A 16832-nucleotide genomic window follows, 5' to 3' on the forward strand; every position below is an offset into this window, starting at 1 on the left:
ACGACGAGCGTGGCCGAACCCGAGGGGCCCGGCTCCGGACCGCCCCGACGGAGTGGGGGCGGACGGGAGGGGGTGGACCCGGGAGCCACCTGCGCCCGGCAGCCCTTCGGGGAGGACGTCGACCCGCCCGACGCGGTGGAGTCGCTGTTCGCCCCGGGTGACCGCCGTCGTGGCGGCCCGCCGTCACGTCGACCGGACCCCGACGCGGGGGGAGAGGTCCACGACCCGTGGCCGCGGACGCAGGTGGGGGTGGGCCGCAGCGTGCGCAGCCCGCTCCCGGCGCACCTCGTCGGCCACGCCCGCCGCTCCGCTGACCTCCGCTGTCACCAGTGCGTGGTCCAGCTGGGCCTGGACCTCCTCCGCCCCGGCGCCGGTGCGGGCCAGCGCGCGGGCCAGCGCCAGGTGCACCCGGGGCAGGAAGAACCGCTCGCCGGTGCGCTCGGACTCCGTCACGGCGCGGCGGGCAGCGCGCGCGGAGTCCTGCCAGCGCCCGGCCTCGGCCAGCGCCTCGGCCAGCGCACCGTGCATGAGGTGGCCGAACATGTGCCCGGCGGGTGACGCCTGGAAGGTCTCCAGCGCCCGTTCCAGCTCGCTCACGCCCTCACCGGTGCGCCCGAGCCGCGCCAGCGCCCACCCGTGGGGGGCCGTGGCGAAGGCCGTCAGTTGCTCGAAGCCTCGTCCGGTGCTCAGGCGCAGCCCCGCCTCGGTGGTCTCGAGCGCCGCGTGCGGATCGTCCCGGAACGCCGCCCGCCAGCCCTCGAGCACCGTGCGGTACGCGCTGGTGTAGTCGTGCCGCAGCGCAGCTGCCGCCTCCCGGGCCCGTCCGGAGACCTCCTCGGCCTCCTCGGCCTCACCGAGGAGGGTCAGCACCACCGCCAGCCACGCCGGCGCGGTCACCGCCGGGTGCTGCAGGAACAACGCGAGGTCCACCTGCCCGGAGTGCTCCTCGGCCAGCGCGGTGGCCGCCGACAGGTCGCTGCGCGCCTCGTGCAGGCGCCCCTGGTGCAGGCGCACCTGCCCCAGCGCGTGGTGGTGGGCCAGGCGCAGCACCGCGTCGTCACGGCGCTCCGCGGCTCGCGCCAGCTGCAGCGCCGCCGCTTCGGCTGCGGGGAAGTCGCCGGAGACCAGGGCCACCCCCCACGCTCCCCACAGCGCCGAGAACAGGTGACCGGTGGTGCCCACCTGCTCGGCCAGGTGCACCGCCCGGTGTCGGTGCTGGGCGACCTCGGCGGTGTTGTAGCCGTGCAGCAGGGTCAGCAGCGACCCCAGCCGCACCCGCACCTCCAGCTCCAGCTGCGCCGAGCGCGGACCGGCACCCGCGCTCGACCGCGCCAGCGCGGTACGCAGGTGCTGCTCGGCCTCGGAGTGGGCGGCGTGCCGCCCGGCGACCTCGGCGGCCAGCAGGCACGCGCGCACGGCTCGTTCAGGGTCGGTCAGAGCGCCGGCCGCGGTGTGGTGGTGCGCCAGTCGCGCGGCCGCGGGCTCGAGGTCGTCGGCGTGCACACCCTCCAGCACCTCGGCCGTGCGCGCGTGCAGCGCCGAGCGCCGCATCGGCCCGGTGGCGGCCAGCAGCACCTCCTGGACCAGGGCGTGCGTGAACGAGTACACCCCGGTGGTGCCCGGCTCGGCGTGCACGATCCCGGCTGCCGTCGCGGTGTCCAGGTCGTCGACCAGCGCCAGGGGCGAACGCCCGAGCACCTCGGCCAGCAGCCGCACCTCGAACTCCCGCCCCAGGACCGCGGCAGCCTCCAGCACCTGCCGTGCTCCCGGTCCCAGGTGCACCAGGCGCCGTTCGAGGACGGCCTGCACGCTGCGGGGCACCTCCAGGTCCGCGCCGTCGCTGCTGGCGCGCTCCTCGGCCAGCAGCCGCACCAGCTCGGCGATGAAGAAGGGGTTGCCGTTGGTGCGCTCGTGCAGGCGCTGGGCGGCTGCGGCCTCCACGGGCGCCGCCAGCCGCTGCGCCGCGTAGCGCTGCACGTCGGCGGTCGACAGACCCCGCAGGTGCAGCTGGCGGGCGTGCGGCAGCCGGCTGGCCAGTGACAGCACGCGGTCGCGCGCCTCGTCGCTGGAGGCCTCCGGATCGCGCAACGTCAGCACCAGGCACAGACGGGCACCGGTGGCCCGGGTGACGACGTGCTCGGTCAGCTGCAGCGTCTCCGGGTCGGCCCAGTGCAGGTCTTCGACGATCACCGTCAGCGGCTGCTGGACGGCCAGCTGCTCGAGGAAGGCCGTCACCGCCTCGAAGAGCACCGTGCGCGCTGCCTCCGGGGCCATGCCCGCGATGTCCGGGGCGGGAGCGGACCTCCCGGTCCCCGCCGCTGCCGGGACCGAACCCGCTCCCGGCAGCAGCAGGGCCGCCGCGGCGCCTCGCCCGGCGGTGGCGCGTGCCACGGCCGAGGGCTCCCGGGAGTTCGCCAGGGCGGTGAGCACCTGCCGCCAGGGCCAGTACGCAGGTGCGCCGGTGCCGTCGGTGCACCGCCCCCACACCACCTGCCCGCCGTCGGCCTGCACGTGGTGCGCCAGCTCCTCCGCCAGACGGGTCTTGCCGACCCCGGCCTCGCCGGTCAGGGCGATGCTGCTGGGTGCGCCCGTGGCCGCCCGCCGCCAGGCCCCCAGGCAGTGCGCCAGTTCCCGTGCGCGGCCGACCATCGCCTCGCCGGCGCCGTCCGCTGCGGCGCTCGCGCCAGCGGACCCCTCGGCGCGGGTGCCGTGCCCGGCCCGGGTGCCGTGCTCGTCGGGAACGGTGCCGGGGGCGGCGGTGGGCGCAGCCGTGGTCTCGACGGTGGGGGCGGTGACGGGGTCGGACGCCAGCAGCACCGGGTCCTGGTGCAGCATCAGCTCGTGCAGCCGCTGCAGCTGCGGTGAGGGGTCGGTGCCGAGTTCGTCGGCCAGCAGCGCACGCGTCTGCTCGTACAGGTTCAGCGCGCTCGCCTGTTCCCCGCACCGGTACAGAGCCAGCAGCAGCGCGCCGCGCAACCCCTCGCGCAGCGGGTGCGCGGCCACGACGGCGGGCAGTCGCGCGGCGACGTCCTCGTGCCTGCCCAGCACCAGGTCCAGCTCCGCGGCCAGTTCCGTGGCGGCCAGCCACAACCCCTCCAGTCGCGCCACCTCGTCGGAGACCACCTCCGCGCGCACGTTCGCGTAGGGCTGCCCGCGCCACAGGGCCAGCGCTTCACCGATCCGCGCGCGCGGGTGCCACCTCGTTGCGGGCGGCCAGTCGGCGGGCGGCGGTGAACAGGTCCTCGAACAGGTGCCCGTCCACCTCCTCGCGGGCCACTTCCAGGCGGTAGCCCGGTGCGGTCGTCACGATGACGGGGGCACCGGCGCTGGACAGCTGCTTGCGCAGGCGGGAGATCACCACCTGCAGGAACGCCGCGCTGGAGGAACCGGCACCCTCGCCCCAGACCCGTTCCACCAGCGTGGACGTGCTGACGGTGCGTCCTGCTCCCGCCAGCAGCACGGCCAGGACGGCCCGCTGCTGCGGTGCGCCGATGTCGAAGCGCTCACCCCCCGCGAAAGCGTGGAGAGGACCCAACACTTGGAAGTACATGTGCGATCTCCTGCGCGGACTGTTCATCAACACCTGGCTGTACCGACCGTGGACGTCGGTGACGCACCGCGGACCGTCAGGTCCCCGACTGCGGCGCTCAGGCCGATCACTCGATCGACCTGCCCGTCGTCGGCGGGCACGAGGAGGACGGACCGGCTGAGGGGTTCCCGGGACCGCGCCGCAGCCCGACCCGGGCTGAGCCTGCCCGTCCCCGCCGTGGCGGCGGGCCTCCGTCGCGGGGGCTGCCGAGGTCGTGCGACGTCGACCTGGCCGATCGCCGACACACCCGTCGGGCAGTTCGACGCGACGAGCAGGCCGGCGCAGGAGACCCGGTGCGGACCGGCGTCACGGAACTCCCCTCATCCCCGGTGGCGGTGCCCGGCGGTTCCACGGTCGCGGCGACGCCGCACGACCTCACCGCCTCGACCACGGCTACCTGCACAGCGTCCTGCACGACCGTCCTCGCTCGCCCTGCACCGAGGTCGTCCCCGGTGGGGAGGGCCCCACCCCCGCCGCGTCCTGGGCCCGCGCCTGCGTCTGGTCCGTCGGCTGCGGCATCCACGCCGTCCGCTGCCCGGGTGAGGACGGTGCCGGCTACCGCTCCCGCCCCTTCGCTGCTGCCCGGCCACGACCGCACCGCCCACGAGCGGACCCGGCTCCACCTGCCCCGGACCGAGGGGAGGGTGACGTGGCGCCCCGGTGGGGGTGGCTCGCCACCGTCACCGACGCGGCCGGCAGCCGCGTCGCCGCCTACCCGGCCCGCGGTCGCCTCGTCCTCGTCATCACCCCTCCTCAGCAGGAACCCCACGTCCGGCGAGCACTGAGCGTGCACACCCTATGACGGTGCGCCGCCGCCCGTGCCGCATCCTCACGATTCGTCGGGTTCTCGACGGTTCGACCCCTCCTCAGCGGGCCGCTCGTCGAGGTGACCGTCGGCGACGTCCGGGCGGAGGTCGACGACGTCGTCGAGGGGGCGAGGAACCACGCCCGGGCGCAGCGGGAGGGGCGAGGTGCTGGACGGCTGACGCGGAGGACGGGGCCGGGGCGCGTCGGTGCGACGCCGGGCAGGGTCGCCGGATCCTGCGCCGGGACGGCGGCGAGCCCGCCCACCTGCTGGTCGTCGAAACCTCCTGCTGACGCCTGGCTCGCACCCGGGGCGGGACGTCCCGGATCAGAGCCACTTCCTGGCGCGGAAGACGACGTACAACCCCACGCACACGACGACGATCACGGCCAGGACGACGAAGTAGCCGTACCGGGTCGACAGTTCGGGCATGTTGTCGAAGTTCATGCCGTAGATGCCCGCGATGGCCGTGGGCACCAGGGCGATCGCCGCCCAGGCCGAGATCTTGCGCATGTCCTCGTTCTGCTGCGCGCTGGCCCGGTTCTGCCGGACCCCGACCTGGGTGAGGTGGGCCTGCAGCACGTCGGTCAGCAACTTGTCGTAGCCGTCGATCGCGTCGGCCGCCCGCAGCAGGTGGTCCAGCACGTCGCGGTAGTACGGCCGCTTCGCCTCGGCGATCAACGATGCGGTCGCGCCCGCAGGGTCGCCGTCGACCATGCGCTGCAACGGGGTCACCAACGGGAACACCGCCCGCCGGAACTCCAGCACCTCCCGCTTGAGCTTGTAGATCCGCTCGGCGTGCTCGTCCTGCCCGCCGCTGAAGACCTGTTCCTCGATGTCCTCGACGTCGACCGCGATGCCCTCCACGGCGTCGGTGTACCCGTCGACGACCCGGTCCAGCAGCCGGTACAGCACCCCGACCGGGCTCAGCGCCGGCGCCTCGGCCGGCGAGGAGGGACCTGGGCCGGTCACGGGTGCTTCGAGGTCGGCGCGGACGTCGGCCACGACGCTGGACTCCCCGTGCCGGACGGTGATCAGGAAGTGGCTGCCCAGGAACACGGCCACCTCGCTGACGTCGACGACCTCGTCGTGGTCGACGTAGCGCACGGGTTTGAGGACGGCGAAGGTCAGGTTCGGGTACCGCTCGAACTTCGGTCGCTGGTGGGCGTTGATCGCGTCCTCGACGGCCAGGGCCGGCAGGTCGAACGTCGCGGCGAGCCGGTGGACGTCTTCGGCGGTGGTGTCGTGCAGGCCGATCCAGACGAAGCCGCCGTCGGCTTCGGCGGTGGCCAGCGCGCCGTCCAGGTCGGAGACCTGCTGCTGGCGTCCGTCGGCCCGGTAGAGCTTGCAGGCGACCACCGGCAGGTGGGCGAGGTCGGCGGCGTCGGGCCCGGGGGAGGAGCCGAGCGTGGTGGCCGGCTGTCGCGCGGCGTCGTCCGTGCTGCGCGAGGAACGCTGACGGGGCGGGTGCGGAGGCTGCTGCGGCACTGGCTTCTCCCGGCGTGCTGTGCTTCCCCGAGCCGGGGTGGCGGTGGACGAGCAAGAGCCTAAGCCGGGCGGGGTGCCCAGCCGGGTCGGGGAGCGGCCTCGACGGCGTGAGGGGCCACTCGGGTGCGCGAGCGCACGGAGGGGGGCAGCGCGGCAGTGCGGTGTCCTGACCGACGCCACGACCGCGAGGCGCCCGCAGCGCGGGATGACCGTGGAGCGGGGCGGGCGGGCCGCGGAGACCTCCTGCCCGTGCCGTCGTGGTGCGTTGCAACACCTCGTCCGCTCCTGGAGGTGTGGGAACGTCACGCGACGGCTCCGACCGAACGGCAGGACATCGACGTGACCGTGGTGCTCACGGGCGGGGGTTCGGCCGAGGGCGCGGAGGTGCGCGTGCGGGATGCTGAGGACATGACGGTCAGCGACGACACCGACACCGATCCCGGCCCCGATCCCCTGCGGGCTGCGGCGGTCCACGCCTGGTCCCTGGACCGCACCCTGGGCCGGTTCCGGGCCGGGACCACCACCGAACCCGCTGGGCTGCCGCTGCTGGAGCTGCCCGCGGCGCTGCGCGACCACGGCTACCGCACCGTGCAGCTGTGCCACTTCCACCTGCCGCACCGCGACGCCGGCTACCTCGCCGAACTGCGCGCGGCGCTGGCCGAGGCCGGTGTCGTGCTGGACGCGTTGCTGGTGGACGACGGTGACCTGACGCACCCGAGCGAGGCCGCGCGGGAGGAGGCGTGGATCTCCTCCCACCTCGCCGACGCCACCGCGCTGGGAGCCACCCGGATCCGGGTGGTGGCCGGCAAGACCCGCACCGACACCGCGCAGGCCGACAGCTCCAGGGCGCTGGGCCGCATCGCCGCCCGCGCCGGGGACCTGCGCGTCGTCACCGAGAACTGGGGTGACGTGACGCGCGACGCCGCGGACGTGCGGGCCGTCCTGGACCCCCTGGACGGGGCGGTGGGACTGCTGGTGGACCTGGGGAACTGGAGCGGCCCGGGCAAGTACGCCGACCTGGCCGAGGTCGCCCCCTACGCGGAGACCTGCCACGCGAAGGCGCACTGGGACCGGGGCGAGGTCGACGAGGTGGACTACCGCGCGAGCCTGTCCGCGATCCTCGACGCCGGGTACGCCGGGTACGCCGGGCCGCTGGCCCTGGTCTACGACGCGGTCGACGACGACGAGTGGGCGGGGCTGGCTGTCCAGCGCGCGATCGTGGAGGACGTCCTCGGCTGATCGCTCGACCGGGAGGCCGCGTTCCGGGCGCGGCCGCTCGGCGACGGCCGCGCGGGTCGCGGGGTGACCGTGACGGCGGTGCCGGCGGTGCCGGCGGTGCCGGCAGGTCAGGAGGTGGACGTGGAGGTGGACGTGGAGGTGGGCGTGGACGTCGCCGGGCTGCGGGCCCAGCTGCGCACCGTGTACTGGCTCGGCGGCGGCAGCGGAGCGGGCAAGTCGACGATCGCCGCTGCCCTGGCCGAGCAGCACGGGCTGCGGCTCTGCAGCACCGACGACGTCATGGCCGATCACGCGCGTCGCTGCCCTGCACGGCAGTGCCCCCACCTGCACGCCTTCGGAGCGATGAGCATGGACGAGCGCTGGGTGCACCGACCACCGCGGGTGATGCTGGAAACCTTCCACTGGTACCGCGGAGAGGGCTTCCACCTGATCCTCGAGGACCTGCTGACCACGATCGGGACGACCGGAGGGGCCGGAGCGGGCGGAGGTCCCGCACGACCGGGAATGCTGGTGGAGGGGTTCCGCCTGCTGCCGCACCTGGTCAGGCCGTTGCTGGCCGATGCGCGCCGTGCGGTGTGGTTGCTGCCCACGCCGGGCTTCCGGCGGGCCGCCCTCGAGAGCCGCGGCGGGCTGTGGCAGATCGCCGGGCGCACCAGCGACCCGCAGCGGGCGCTGGAGAACCTCCTGGAACGGGACCGGTTGTTCACCGAGGAGCTGCGCGAGCAGACCCGCCGGCACCAGCTGCACGCGGTGGAGGTGGACACCTCGTGGACGCAGGAGCAGTCGCGGCGAGAGGTCGCCGTCTCGCTGGGGCTGGAGGGGGACCGGCCGCCGTCGCTGCGGACCTCGGGCAGCGCGCGGTAGGGACACCGCGCGCGGTCCGTCGTCGGCCCGCTCCTGCTGCGCCGCGGCGGCGATCACTACTGTCGGTGCCGTGAGGCTGCTGCTGACATCGGCCGGGCTGGTGAACGCCGACTCGTGCGCCGCCGTGGCGGCTCTGGCCCGGCGCCCGCTGTCGTCGCTGCGCGTCGCGGTGGTGCCGACGGCGGCCAACGTGGTCGAGGGGGACAAGGGCTGGCTCATCGCGGACTACGTGAACTTCCAGCGAGCCGGCTTCGCGCAGGTCGACATCGTCGACGTCTCCGCGCTGGAGCGGCGGGTGTGGGCTGCCCGCCTCCACGCGGCCGACGTGCTGGCCGTGACCGGAGGGGACACCACCCACCTCCTGCACTGGGTGCGACGCAGCGGGCTGGAGGAGGCCCTGGGCGAGCTGCTGCGCGAACGGGTCTACGTGGGCATCAGCGCGGGCAGCATGGTCACCGGGCCGCACCTGCGCTTGAGCCGCTCGGCGCAGCGAGCTCCCGAGGACACCACCGGCCTGGGGCTGGTGGACTTCCTCGTGCAGCCGCACCTGGACTCGCCGCACTTCCCCTCCGCCGGTGAGGAGGTGGTCCGCGAGGCGGTCGCCGGCTTCACCGAGGACACGTTCGCCCTCGCTGACGGACGGGCCGTGGCGGTGGACGGGGACGCGGTGCAGGTGGTCGGTGAGGGGCGCTACGTCGTGCTGCCGGGCGCGGGGTGACACGTCGGTGGCGGGCGACGGCGTGAGCGGCCACCGGGTCCTGCCCACCGGCGCCCGGCCGGGCCCGTCAAGGAGGCGTCAACGGCGGTCCCCGGTGGCGTCAAGGGAGCGTCAGGACCGGCGGGGGCGGGCCGGCCCGGTGCTGTGGTGGGGGCGCACCACCACCCTCACCACCTCTCCTGGGAGTTCCCCGTGTTGGACGTCGGGTTCGTCGCCCTGACCCTGGCCCTCGCCGTCGCCGCGACCCTGCTGGTGCGCGCGCTGGAGCGCCGGTGAGCCCGGAGGCGGCGGTGGGCCTCGCGCTCGCCGTCCTGGCCGCCGGTTACCTCCTGTACGCCCTGCTGCGACCGGAGAGGTTCTGATGACCCTGTCCGACACCGCCGCCGGCCTCCTGCAGATCGGCCTGCTCGTCGTGCTGCTCGCCGCCGTGCACGTCCCGCTGGGCGACTTCATCGCCCGCTCGTTCACCGGTGCCCGGCACCTGCGGGTCGAGCGCGGGATCTACCGCCTGCTGCGCGTCGACGGCGACGCGGACACCCGCTGGCCGGTGTACGCCCTGGCCGTCATCGGGTTCTCGACCGCCTCCATCCTGTTCCTGTACGCGTTCCTGCGCCTGCAGTCGTCCCTGCCGCTCTCGCTGGGGATGTCGGCGATGGAGCCGTCGCAGGCGTGGAACACCGCGGTCTCCTTCGTCGGCAACACCAACTGGCAGTCCTACTCCGGCGAGTCCGCCGTCGGGCACCTGGTCCAGATGGCCGGGTTGACCGTGCAAAACTTCCTGTCCGCTGCGGTCGGCCTCGCGGTCGCCGTCGCCCTGGTGCGCGGGCTGGTGGCCCACGGGACCGGCACGATCGGGAACTTCTGGGTCGACCTGACCCGCGGCACGCTGCGGGTCCTGCTGCCGATCTCCGTGGTGGGCGCGGTCCTGCTGCTGCTGACCGGCGTCGTGCAGAACTTCACCGGCGCCACGGAGTACACGACGCTGTCCGGCGGGTCGCAGTCGATCATCGGTGGCCCGATCGCCTCCCAGGAGGCGATCAAGCTGCTGGGGACCAACGGGGGCGGGTTCTTCAACGCGAACTCCGCGCACCCGTTCGAGAACCCCACCGCGCTGTCGAACCTCCTGCAGGTCTTCCTCATCCTGGTGATCCCGTTCAGCCTGCCCCGCACGTTCGGCACGCTGGTCGGTGACCACCGCCAGGGGCTGGCGATCCTGTCGGTCATGGGGTTCATCTTCGGCGTCTCGCTCACCGTGACGACCTGGGCCGAGACGCACGCGCTGGGCACCGTCCCGCAGGCCGTCGGCGCCGCGCTGGAGGGCAAGGAGACCCGTTTCGGGGAGTGGGCCTCGGCCCTGTTCGCCACCGCGACGACCTCGACCTCGACGGGGGCGGTGAACTCGTTCCACGACAGCTACACCGCCGCCGGCGGCGGCATGGTCATGCTGAACATGATGATGGGCGAGATCACCCCCGGCGGTGTCGGCTCGGGCCTGTACGGGATGCTCGTCCTGGCCATCCTCACCGTGTTCATCGGCGGGCTCATGGTCGGGCGCACGCCGGAGTACCTCGGCAAGGGCATCCGCCAGCGCGAGATCACCCTGGCCGCGCTGTACATCCTGGCCACGCCGTTCGCGCTGCTCGTCGGCGCGGCCATCGCCCTGTCCAGCGAGGACACCCGCTCGGCGCTGCTGAACAGCGGCCCCCACGGGCTGACGGAGATGCTCTACGCCTTCGCCTCCGCGGCGAACAACAACGGGTCGGCCTTCGCCGGGCTGTCGGCGAACTCCCTGTTCTACAACACCGCGCTCGGGCTGGCGATCTACGTCGGCCGGTTCCTGCCGATGGTCCTGGTCATCGCCCTGGCCGGTGCGTTCGCCGCGCAGCGACCCGCCGCCGCGACCGCCGGGACCCTGCCCACCCGCACCCCGACGTTCGCCGGGATGCACACCGCCGTCGTCGTGGTCGTCACGGCGCTGACGTTCTTCCCCGCCCTGGCCCTCGGCCCGATCGCCGAAGCCCTCACCGGAGCCACCGCATGAGCACCGACACGCACACCCCCGCGCCGACGCGCAGCAGCACCGAGGCGCCGGGCACCCCGCACCGGGTCGCCACCGGGGCCTTCAGCCCCCGTCAGCTCGTGCAGAACCTGCCCGACGCGTTCCGCAAGCTCGACCCGCGGCACCTGGTCCGCACCCCGGTCATGTTCATCGTGGCCGCCGGCGCCGTCCTGACCACCGTCCTGGCGGTCCTGGAGCCGTCGGTCTTCGCCTGGGTCATCGCGGCCTGGTTGTGGATCACCGTCCTGTTCGCCAACCTCGCCGAGGCCGTCGCCGAGGGCCGCGGCCGCGCGCAGGCCGCGTCGCTGCGCAAGGTCAGCACCGAGACGGTCGCGCGCCGGCTCGACCACGGCCGCGACGAGGTCCGCGTCCCCTCCAGCGCGCTGCGCGTCGGCGACCTGGTGGTCGTCGAGGCGGGGGAGACGGTCCCCGGCGACGGGGACGTCGTCGACGGCGTCGCCAGCGTCGACGAGTCCGCCATCACCGGGGAGTCCGCCCCCGTGATCCGCGAGTCCGGCGGCGACCGCAGCGCCGTGACCGGCGGCACCACGGTCCTGTCCGACCGCATCGTCGTGCGGATCTCGGCGAAACCCGGCGAGAGCTTCGTGGACCGGATGATCGCCCTGGTCGAGGGGTCCGCGCGCCAGCGCACGCCCAACGAGATCGCCCTGAACATCCTGCTGGCCAGCCTGACCCTGGTGTTCCTGCTCGCGGTCGTGACGCTGCAGCCGATGGCGGTGTACTCGGGGAACCCGCAGAGCACCGTCGTCCTGGTGGCGCTGCTGGTGTGCCTCATCCCGACCACGATCGGCGCGCTGCTGTCGGCCATCGGCATCGCCGGGATGGACCGGCTGGTGCAGCGCAACGTCCTGGCCATGTCCGGGCGAGCCGTCGAGGCCGCCGGTGACGTGGGGACCCTGCTGCTGGACAAGACCGGGACCATCACCCTGGGGAACCGGCAGGCGCACGAACTCGTCGCCGCCCCCGGGGTGACGCTGGCCGAGCTGGCCGACGCGGCGCAGCTGTCCAGCCTGGCCGACGCGACCCCCGAGGGCCGGTCCGTGGTCGTCCTGGTCAAGGAGCAGTACGGGCTGCGGGCCCGCGCCGAGGGGGAACTGCCGGGCGCGACGTTCGTGCCGTTCACCGCGCAGACCCGCATGTCCGGGGTGGACCTCGACGGCCGCGAGATCAGGAAGGGCGCCGCGGCGGCCGCGACGCACTGGGTGCGCACCCTCGGCGGGGACGTCCCCGCCGAGGTCGGCCAGGTGGTCGAGGACATCTCGACGGCCGGCGGGACCCCGCTCGTCGTGGCCGAGAACTCGCACGGGACCGCCCGCGTCCTCGGCGTCATCCACCTCAAGGACGTCGTCAAGGAGGGCATGCGCGAGCGGTTCGAGCAGCTGCGCGCCATGGGCATCCGCACCGTCATGGTCACCGGCGACAACGAGCGCACCGCACAGGCCATCGCGGTCGAGGCCGGCGTCGACGACGTCCTGGCCGAGGCCACCCCGGAGGACAAGCTCGAGCTCATCCGCCGCGAGCAGTCCGGCGGCCGCCTGGTGGCGATGATGGGCGACGGCACCAACGACGCCCCCGCGCTGGCCCAGGCCGACGTCGGGGTGGCGATGAACACGGGGACGACCGCGGCCAAGGAGGCCGGGAACATGGTCGACCTGGACTCCAACCCGACCAAGCTCATCGAGATCGTCGAGATCGGCAAGCAGCTGCTCATCACCCGTGGTGCGCTGACGACGTTCTCCATCGCCAACGACATCGCCAAGTACTTCGCGATCATCCCCGCGATGTTCGTCACGACGTTCCCGCAGCTGGACGTGCTGAACGTCATGCGGCTGGCCACCCCCGAGAGCGCGATCGTCTCGGCGATCGTGTTCAACGCGCTGATCATCGTCGCGCTGATCCCGCTGGCCCTGCGCGGGGTGCGGTACCGGCCCTCCAGCGCCGCGTCCCTGCTGCGGCGGAACCTGTTCGTCTACGGCCTGGGCGGCGTCGTCGTGCCGTTCATCGGCATCAAGCTCATCGACCTCATCGTCTCCCAGATCCCGGGGCTCGGCTGACCATGTCCACCACCACCTCCACCCTGTTCCGGCAGTTCCGCACCGGGCTGCTGCTCCTGCTCCTGGCCACCGCCGGCCTCGGGCTGGTCTACCCGGGCGCGGTCTACGCCGTGGGCCGGGTCGTGCCCGAGCGCGCCGACGGCCAGGTCGTCCGCGTGGACGGCGCCCCGGTGGGCTCGCGGCTCATCGGCCAGCAGTTCACCGGCGCGCAGTGGTTCCACCCGCGGCCCTCGGCCGCCGGCGACGGCTACGACCCCACGTCCAGCGGCGCCTCCAACCTCGGCCCGGAGGACGGCGACCTGCTCGCCGCCGTCGAGGAGCGCCGGGCGGCCGCGGCCGCGGCCGACGGCACCGCCCCGGCCGACGTGGCGCCGGACGCCCTCACCGCCTCCGGCTCCGGGCTGGACCCGGACATCTCCCCGGAGTACGCGCGGCAGCAGGTGGCGCGGGTGGCCGCGGCCCGCGGGCTGCCCGAGCAGGAGGTCGCCGACCTCGTCGCCGCGCAGGTGCGGGGGCGGGAGCTGGGGTTCCTGGGCGCCGAGCACGTGAACGTGCTGGAGCTGAACGTGGCGCTGCGGGAGCTCGCGGGCTGACCGATGGGCGAGACTGCTCGGGTGGAGGAGAAGCGGAGGGGGCGGCTGCGGGTGTTCCTGGGCGCCGCCCCCGGCGTGGGCAAGACGTACGCGATGCTCGACGAGGCCCACCGGCGGTCCCGGCGCGGCACCGACGTGGTCGTCGCCCTCGTCGAGTGCCACCGGCGGGAGCGGACCGAGGCCCTGCTGCAGGGCCTGGAGGTCCTGCCCCGGCGCCGGGTCGAGCACCGCGGCCTGAGCGTCGGCGAGCTCGACGTCGAGGCCGTCCTGGCCCGCCACCCGCAGGTCGCGGTCGTCGACGAGCTCGCGCACACCAACGCCCCGGGCTCGAAGCACCCCAAGCGCTGGCAGGACGTCGAGGAGCTCCTCGACGCCGGGATCGACGTCGTGTCCACGGTGAACATCCAGCACCTCGAATCCCTCAACGACGTCGTCGAGCACATCACCGGCATCGAGCAGAAGGAGACCCTGCCCGACGCGGTGCTGCGTGCCGCCGACCAGGTGCAGCTCGTCGACATGACCCCCGAGGCGCTGCAGCGCAGGTTGTCCCACGGCAACGTGTACGCCGCCGACCGGGTCGACTCGGCGCTGTCGAACTACTTCCGCACCGGCAACCTCACCGCCCTGCGGGAACTGGCGCTGCTGTGGCTGGCCGACCGCGTCGACGAGGGCCTGGAACGCTACCGGGCCCAGCAGGGGATCGAGGCGACCTGGCCGGCGCGCGAGCGCGTCGTCGTCGCGCTCACCGGCGGGCCCGAGGGGGCGACGCTGGTGCGCCGGGCCGCCCGCCTCGCCGGCCGCGGCGCCGGCGGGGAGCTGCACGCCGTCCACGTCGCCAGCGGCGACGGCCTGGTCCGCACCTCACCGGCCCGGCTGGCCGAGCAGCGCGCCCTCGTGGAGAGCCTGGGCGGGATCTACCACCAGGTCGTCGGCGACGACGTCGCCGCCTCGCTGCTGCAGTTCGCCCGGGGGGTCAACGCCTCCCAGATCGTCGTCGGCGCCAGCCGGCACCGGCCCATCGCCTCGCTGTTCCGCACCAGCGTCGGGGACACCGTCGTGCGCGGGGCCGGGCCCGTCGACGTCCTCGTCGTCACGCACGAGGCGCAGGCCCGCCCGTTCAGCCTGCCGCGCCCGGCCCGCGCGGCCCTGTCGGGCGGGCGGCGGGCGCTCGGCTGGATCGCCGCCCTCCTGGGGCCGCTGGTGGTCACGGGGTTGCTGATGCTGTTCCCCCGGCAGGACCTGTCCACCGACCTCATGGCGTTCCTGGTCGTGGTCGTGGCGGCGGCGCTGATCGGTGGGGTGCTGCCCGCGCTGGCCGCGGCCCTGGTCGGCAGCCTCGCGGTCAACTGGTTCTTCACCCAGCCCGTGCACCAGTTCACCATCGCCCAGCCCGCCAACGCCGTCGCGCTCGTCGTCTTCCTGCTCGTCGCGGTGGCGGTGTCCAGCACCGTCGACAAGGCCGCGCGCCGCAGCCGCGAGGCGGGACGCTCCCGCGCGGAGTCCGAGGCGCTGTCGGTGCTGACCCGCACCGCGCTGCTGGCGAAGGACCCGCTCCAGGAGGCGCTGCGGCACACCCGCGAGACGTTCGCCGTCGACTCGGTCACCCTGCTGGAACGCGCCGACGCGCGGGCCCCGTGGACGGTCGCCGCCGCGACCGGCGACCCGGTCTGCACCGCCCCGGGCGAGGCCGACGCCGAGGTCGACGTGGACGAGCACACCAGCCTGGTCCTGCGCGGACGGCTCCTGGGGGCCGACGACCGGCACGTCCTGGAGGCCTTCGCCGCCCAGATCGCCGCCGTCCGGCAGCGGCAGCGGCTGCGCGCCGAAGCCGCCCAGGTGCGCCGTCTGGAGGAGGGCGACGCGGTGCGCGGCGCGCTCCTGACGGCCGTCTCGCACGACCTGCGGACCCCGCTGGCGACCCTCAAGGCGTCGCTGGACAGCCTGCGGGCCAAGGACATCGAGCTGCCCGAGGAGGTGCGGGACGAACTGCTGGCCGAGGTCGGGAACTCCGCGGACCGGTTGCAGGGGCTCATCGACGACCTGCTGGACCTCACCCGCGTCCGCAGCGGCGTCGTCGAACCCCACCTGCTCGTCGTGGACCTGGAGGAGGTCGTGCACGCCGCCGTGCGCGACCTGGGCCCGGTCGCCGTGGCCGTCTCCGCCGACCTGCCGCCGGTCTCGACCGACCCGGGCCTGCTGCAGCGGGTCGTCGCCAACCTGGCGCAGAACGCCCTGCGGCACGGCGGGGGGAGCGTGGAGGTCGTGGCGAGCGTGTCCACCGAGGACGCCCACCGGGTCGTCCGCCTCCTCGTCGTCGACCACGGCCCCGGGCTGCCGGGGACCGCGAAGGACCGGGCGTTCACCCCGTTCCAGCGGCTGGGGGACCGCTCGGGCGCGGGCCTGGGCCTGGGGCTGGCCGTGGCGCGCGGGCTCACCGAGGCCGTCGGGGGGCGGCTGACCGCCGAGGACACCCCCGGCGGCGGGCTGACGATGGTGCTGGACCTGCCGCTGGCCGGGCACACCCACGAGCTGGCGGAGGCGCCGGGGGGGTCGGCCGCGTGAGCCGGGTCCTCGTGGTCGACGACGAACCCGGCCTGCGGCGGGCGCTGTCGATCAACCTCACCGCCCGCGGCTGGGACGTCACCGTCGCCGCCGACGGGGCCGCGGCCCTGGAGGCCGCCGCCACCGCCCACCCCGACGTCGTGCTCCTCGACCTCGGCCTGCCCGACCTCGACGGCCTCGACGTCATCGCGGGCATCCGCGGCTGGAGCCCGGTGCCCATCATCGTGCTCACCGCCCGCACCGCCTCGGCCGACGCCGTCGACGCCCTCGACGCCGGCGCCGACGACTACGTGACGAAACCCTTCGCGATGGACGTCCTGCTGGCCCGGCTGCGGGCCGCGGTCCGCCGCGGCGCCGCCCACGACAGCGTCCCGGAGGTCCTCGACGTCGACGGCCTGCACATCGACCTGGCCCGCCGCACCGTCACCCGCGACGGCGAACCGGTCCGCCTCACCCCCACGGAGTGGAACCTGCTGCAGGTGCTGGTCACCAACGCCGGCCGGCTCGTCGGGCAGACCCAGCTGCTGAAGGAGGTGTGGGGCCCGGGGTACGGCCGGGAGACGAACTACCTGCGGGTGTACGTGGCGCAGCTGCGGCGCAAGCTGGAGAAGGTCCCCGGGGCGCCGGTGCACCTCATCACCGAACCGGGGATGGGGTACCGGTTCGAGCTGTGAGCCCCTCGGGGCCCGGGGCGGGGGCCGGGACGGGCGCGGCGAGCGGGTCCGGTTCCCGGCGGGTGCGGCCGGTGTCGGTGACGGTCGCCAGCCCCTCCCGGGCCCAGTACTCGAAACCCCCGATCAGTTCGCGCACCGAGGTGTACCCCATCGTGGCCAGGGTGAG

At 74.4% G+C, this 16832-nt stretch carries 14 protein-coding genes and 1 pseudogene; 11 read left to right on the top strand and 4 right to left on the bottom strand.

Annotation, left to right across the window (positions count from 1 at the left end; translation table 11 throughout):
• Window positions 1-183: 183 nt before the first annotated feature.
• Together ACRYM6_RS12240 and ACRYM6_RS12245 are read right to left on the bottom strand one after the other, a co-directional pair.
• Window positions 184-3135: an ATP-binding protein gene (locus ACRYM6_RS12240; protein ID WP_432543150.1), complete on the bottom strand. Its 2952-nt coding sequence runs from the start codon at window positions 3133-3135 to the stop codon at window positions 184-186.
• A 37-nt stretch (window positions 3136-3172) separates the two neighbouring features.
• On the bottom strand, window positions 3173-3550 hold the full coding sequence (locus tag ACRYM6_RS12245) for an AfsR/SARP family transcriptional regulator (RefSeq protein ID WP_432543151.1): 378 nt from the start codon (window positions 3548-3550) through the stop codon (window positions 3173-3175).
• A 688-nt stretch (window positions 3551-4238) separates the two neighbouring features.
• On the opposite strand from ACRYM6_RS12245, the gene ACRYM6_RS12250 reads away from it, so the two are divergent.
• Window positions 4239-4391, top strand: a complete 153-nt coding sequence (locus ACRYM6_RS12250) for an RHS repeat domain-containing protein (protein WP_432543152.1) — start codon at window positions 4239-4241, stop codon at window positions 4389-4391.
• Between the two features lie 330 nt (window positions 4392-4721).
• On the opposite strand, the gene ACRYM6_RS12255 is transcribed toward ACRYM6_RS12250, so the two are convergent.
• On the bottom strand, window positions 4722-5882 hold the full coding sequence (locus ACRYM6_RS12255) for a magnesium and cobalt transport protein CorA (protein WP_432543153.1): 1161 nt from the start codon (window positions 5880-5882) through the stop codon (window positions 4722-4724).
• Window positions 5883-6221: 339 nt separating this feature from the next.
• Here ACRYM6_RS12255 and ACRYM6_RS12260 point away from each other — a divergent pair, with 339 nt between their 5' ends.
• The 10 genes from ACRYM6_RS12260 to ACRYM6_RS12305 all read left to right on the top strand — a co-directional run bounded on the left by ACRYM6_RS12260 (window position 6222) and on the right by ACRYM6_RS12305 (window position 16666).
• Complete coding sequence (locus ACRYM6_RS12260; RefSeq protein WP_432543154.1) at window positions 6222-7121, top strand: sugar phosphate isomerase/epimerase family protein; 900 nt, start codon at window positions 6222-6224, stop codon at window positions 7119-7121.
• Window positions 7122-7217: 96 nt separating this feature from the next.
• The gene (locus ACRYM6_RS12265; protein ID WP_432543155.1) at window positions 7218-7985 is read left to right on the top strand and encodes a hypothetical protein; all 768 of its coding nucleotides are present in this window, start codon (window positions 7218-7220) and stop codon (window positions 7983-7985) included.
• 70 nt (window positions 7986-8055) lie between these two features.
• Window positions 8056-8703 (top strand): Type 1 glutamine amidotransferase-like domain-containing protein, encoded by a 648-nt coding sequence (locus ACRYM6_RS12270; protein ID WP_432543156.1) that lies wholly within the window; start codon window positions 8056-8058, stop codon window positions 8701-8703.
• A gap of 147 nt (window positions 8704-8850) precedes the next feature.
• Complete coding sequence (locus tag ACRYM6_RS12275) at window positions 8851-8979, top strand: hypothetical protein (protein WP_432543157.1); 129 nt, start codon at window positions 8851-8853, stop codon at window positions 8977-8979.
• Window positions 8976-9065, top strand: coding sequence for a K(+)-transporting ATPase subunit F (gene kdpF, locus ACRYM6_RS12280; RefSeq protein WP_432543158.1), 90 nt, complete (start codon window positions 8976-8978; stop codon window positions 9063-9065). The genes ACRYM6_RS12275 and kdpF overlap by 4 nt, the downstream gene beginning before the upstream one ends.
• The gene (kdpA, locus tag ACRYM6_RS12285) at window positions 9065-10744 is read left to right on the top strand and encodes a potassium-transporting ATPase subunit KdpA (protein ID WP_432543159.1); all 1680 of its coding nucleotides are present in this window, start codon (window positions 9065-9067) and stop codon (window positions 10742-10744) included. Before kdpF ends, kdpA begins: the two co-directional genes overlap by 1 nt.
• Window positions 10741-12837 (top strand): potassium-transporting ATPase subunit KdpB, encoded by a 2097-nt coding sequence (kdpB, locus tag ACRYM6_RS12290; RefSeq protein ID WP_432543160.1) that lies wholly within the window; start codon window positions 10741-10743, stop codon window positions 12835-12837. Before kdpA ends, kdpB begins: the two co-directional genes overlap by 4 nt.
• Before the next feature lie 2 nt (window positions 12838-12839).
• The gene (gene kdpC, locus ACRYM6_RS12295; RefSeq protein ID WP_432543161.1) at window positions 12840-13430 is read left to right on the top strand and encodes a potassium-transporting ATPase subunit KdpC; all 591 of its coding nucleotides are present in this window, start codon (window positions 12840-12842) and stop codon (window positions 13428-13430) included.
• Window positions 13431-13451: 21 nt separating this feature from the next.
• Window positions 13452-15992: a DUF4118 domain-containing protein gene (locus ACRYM6_RS12300; protein WP_432543162.1), complete on the top strand. Its 2541-nt coding sequence runs from the start codon at window positions 13452-13454 to the stop codon at window positions 15990-15992.
• Entirely contained in the window at window positions 15989-16666 is a 678-nt protein-coding gene (locus tag ACRYM6_RS12305; RefSeq protein ID WP_432543163.1) for a response regulator, read from the top strand. Before ACRYM6_RS12300 ends, ACRYM6_RS12305 begins: the two co-directional genes overlap by 4 nt.
• Here the strand turns inward: ACRYM6_RS12305 and ACRYM6_RS12310 are convergent.
• Window positions 16629-16832: pseudogene (locus ACRYM6_RS12310) on the bottom strand (hypothetical protein); the annotation flags it as partial. The gene ACRYM6_RS12305 and the pseudogene ACRYM6_RS12310 sit on opposite strands and share 38 nt — an antisense overlap.

This window comes from Kineococcus rugosus (genome assembly GCF_050871975.1).
Lineage (GTDB): Bacteria > Actinomycetota > Actinomycetes > Actinomycetales > Kineococcaceae > Kineococcus.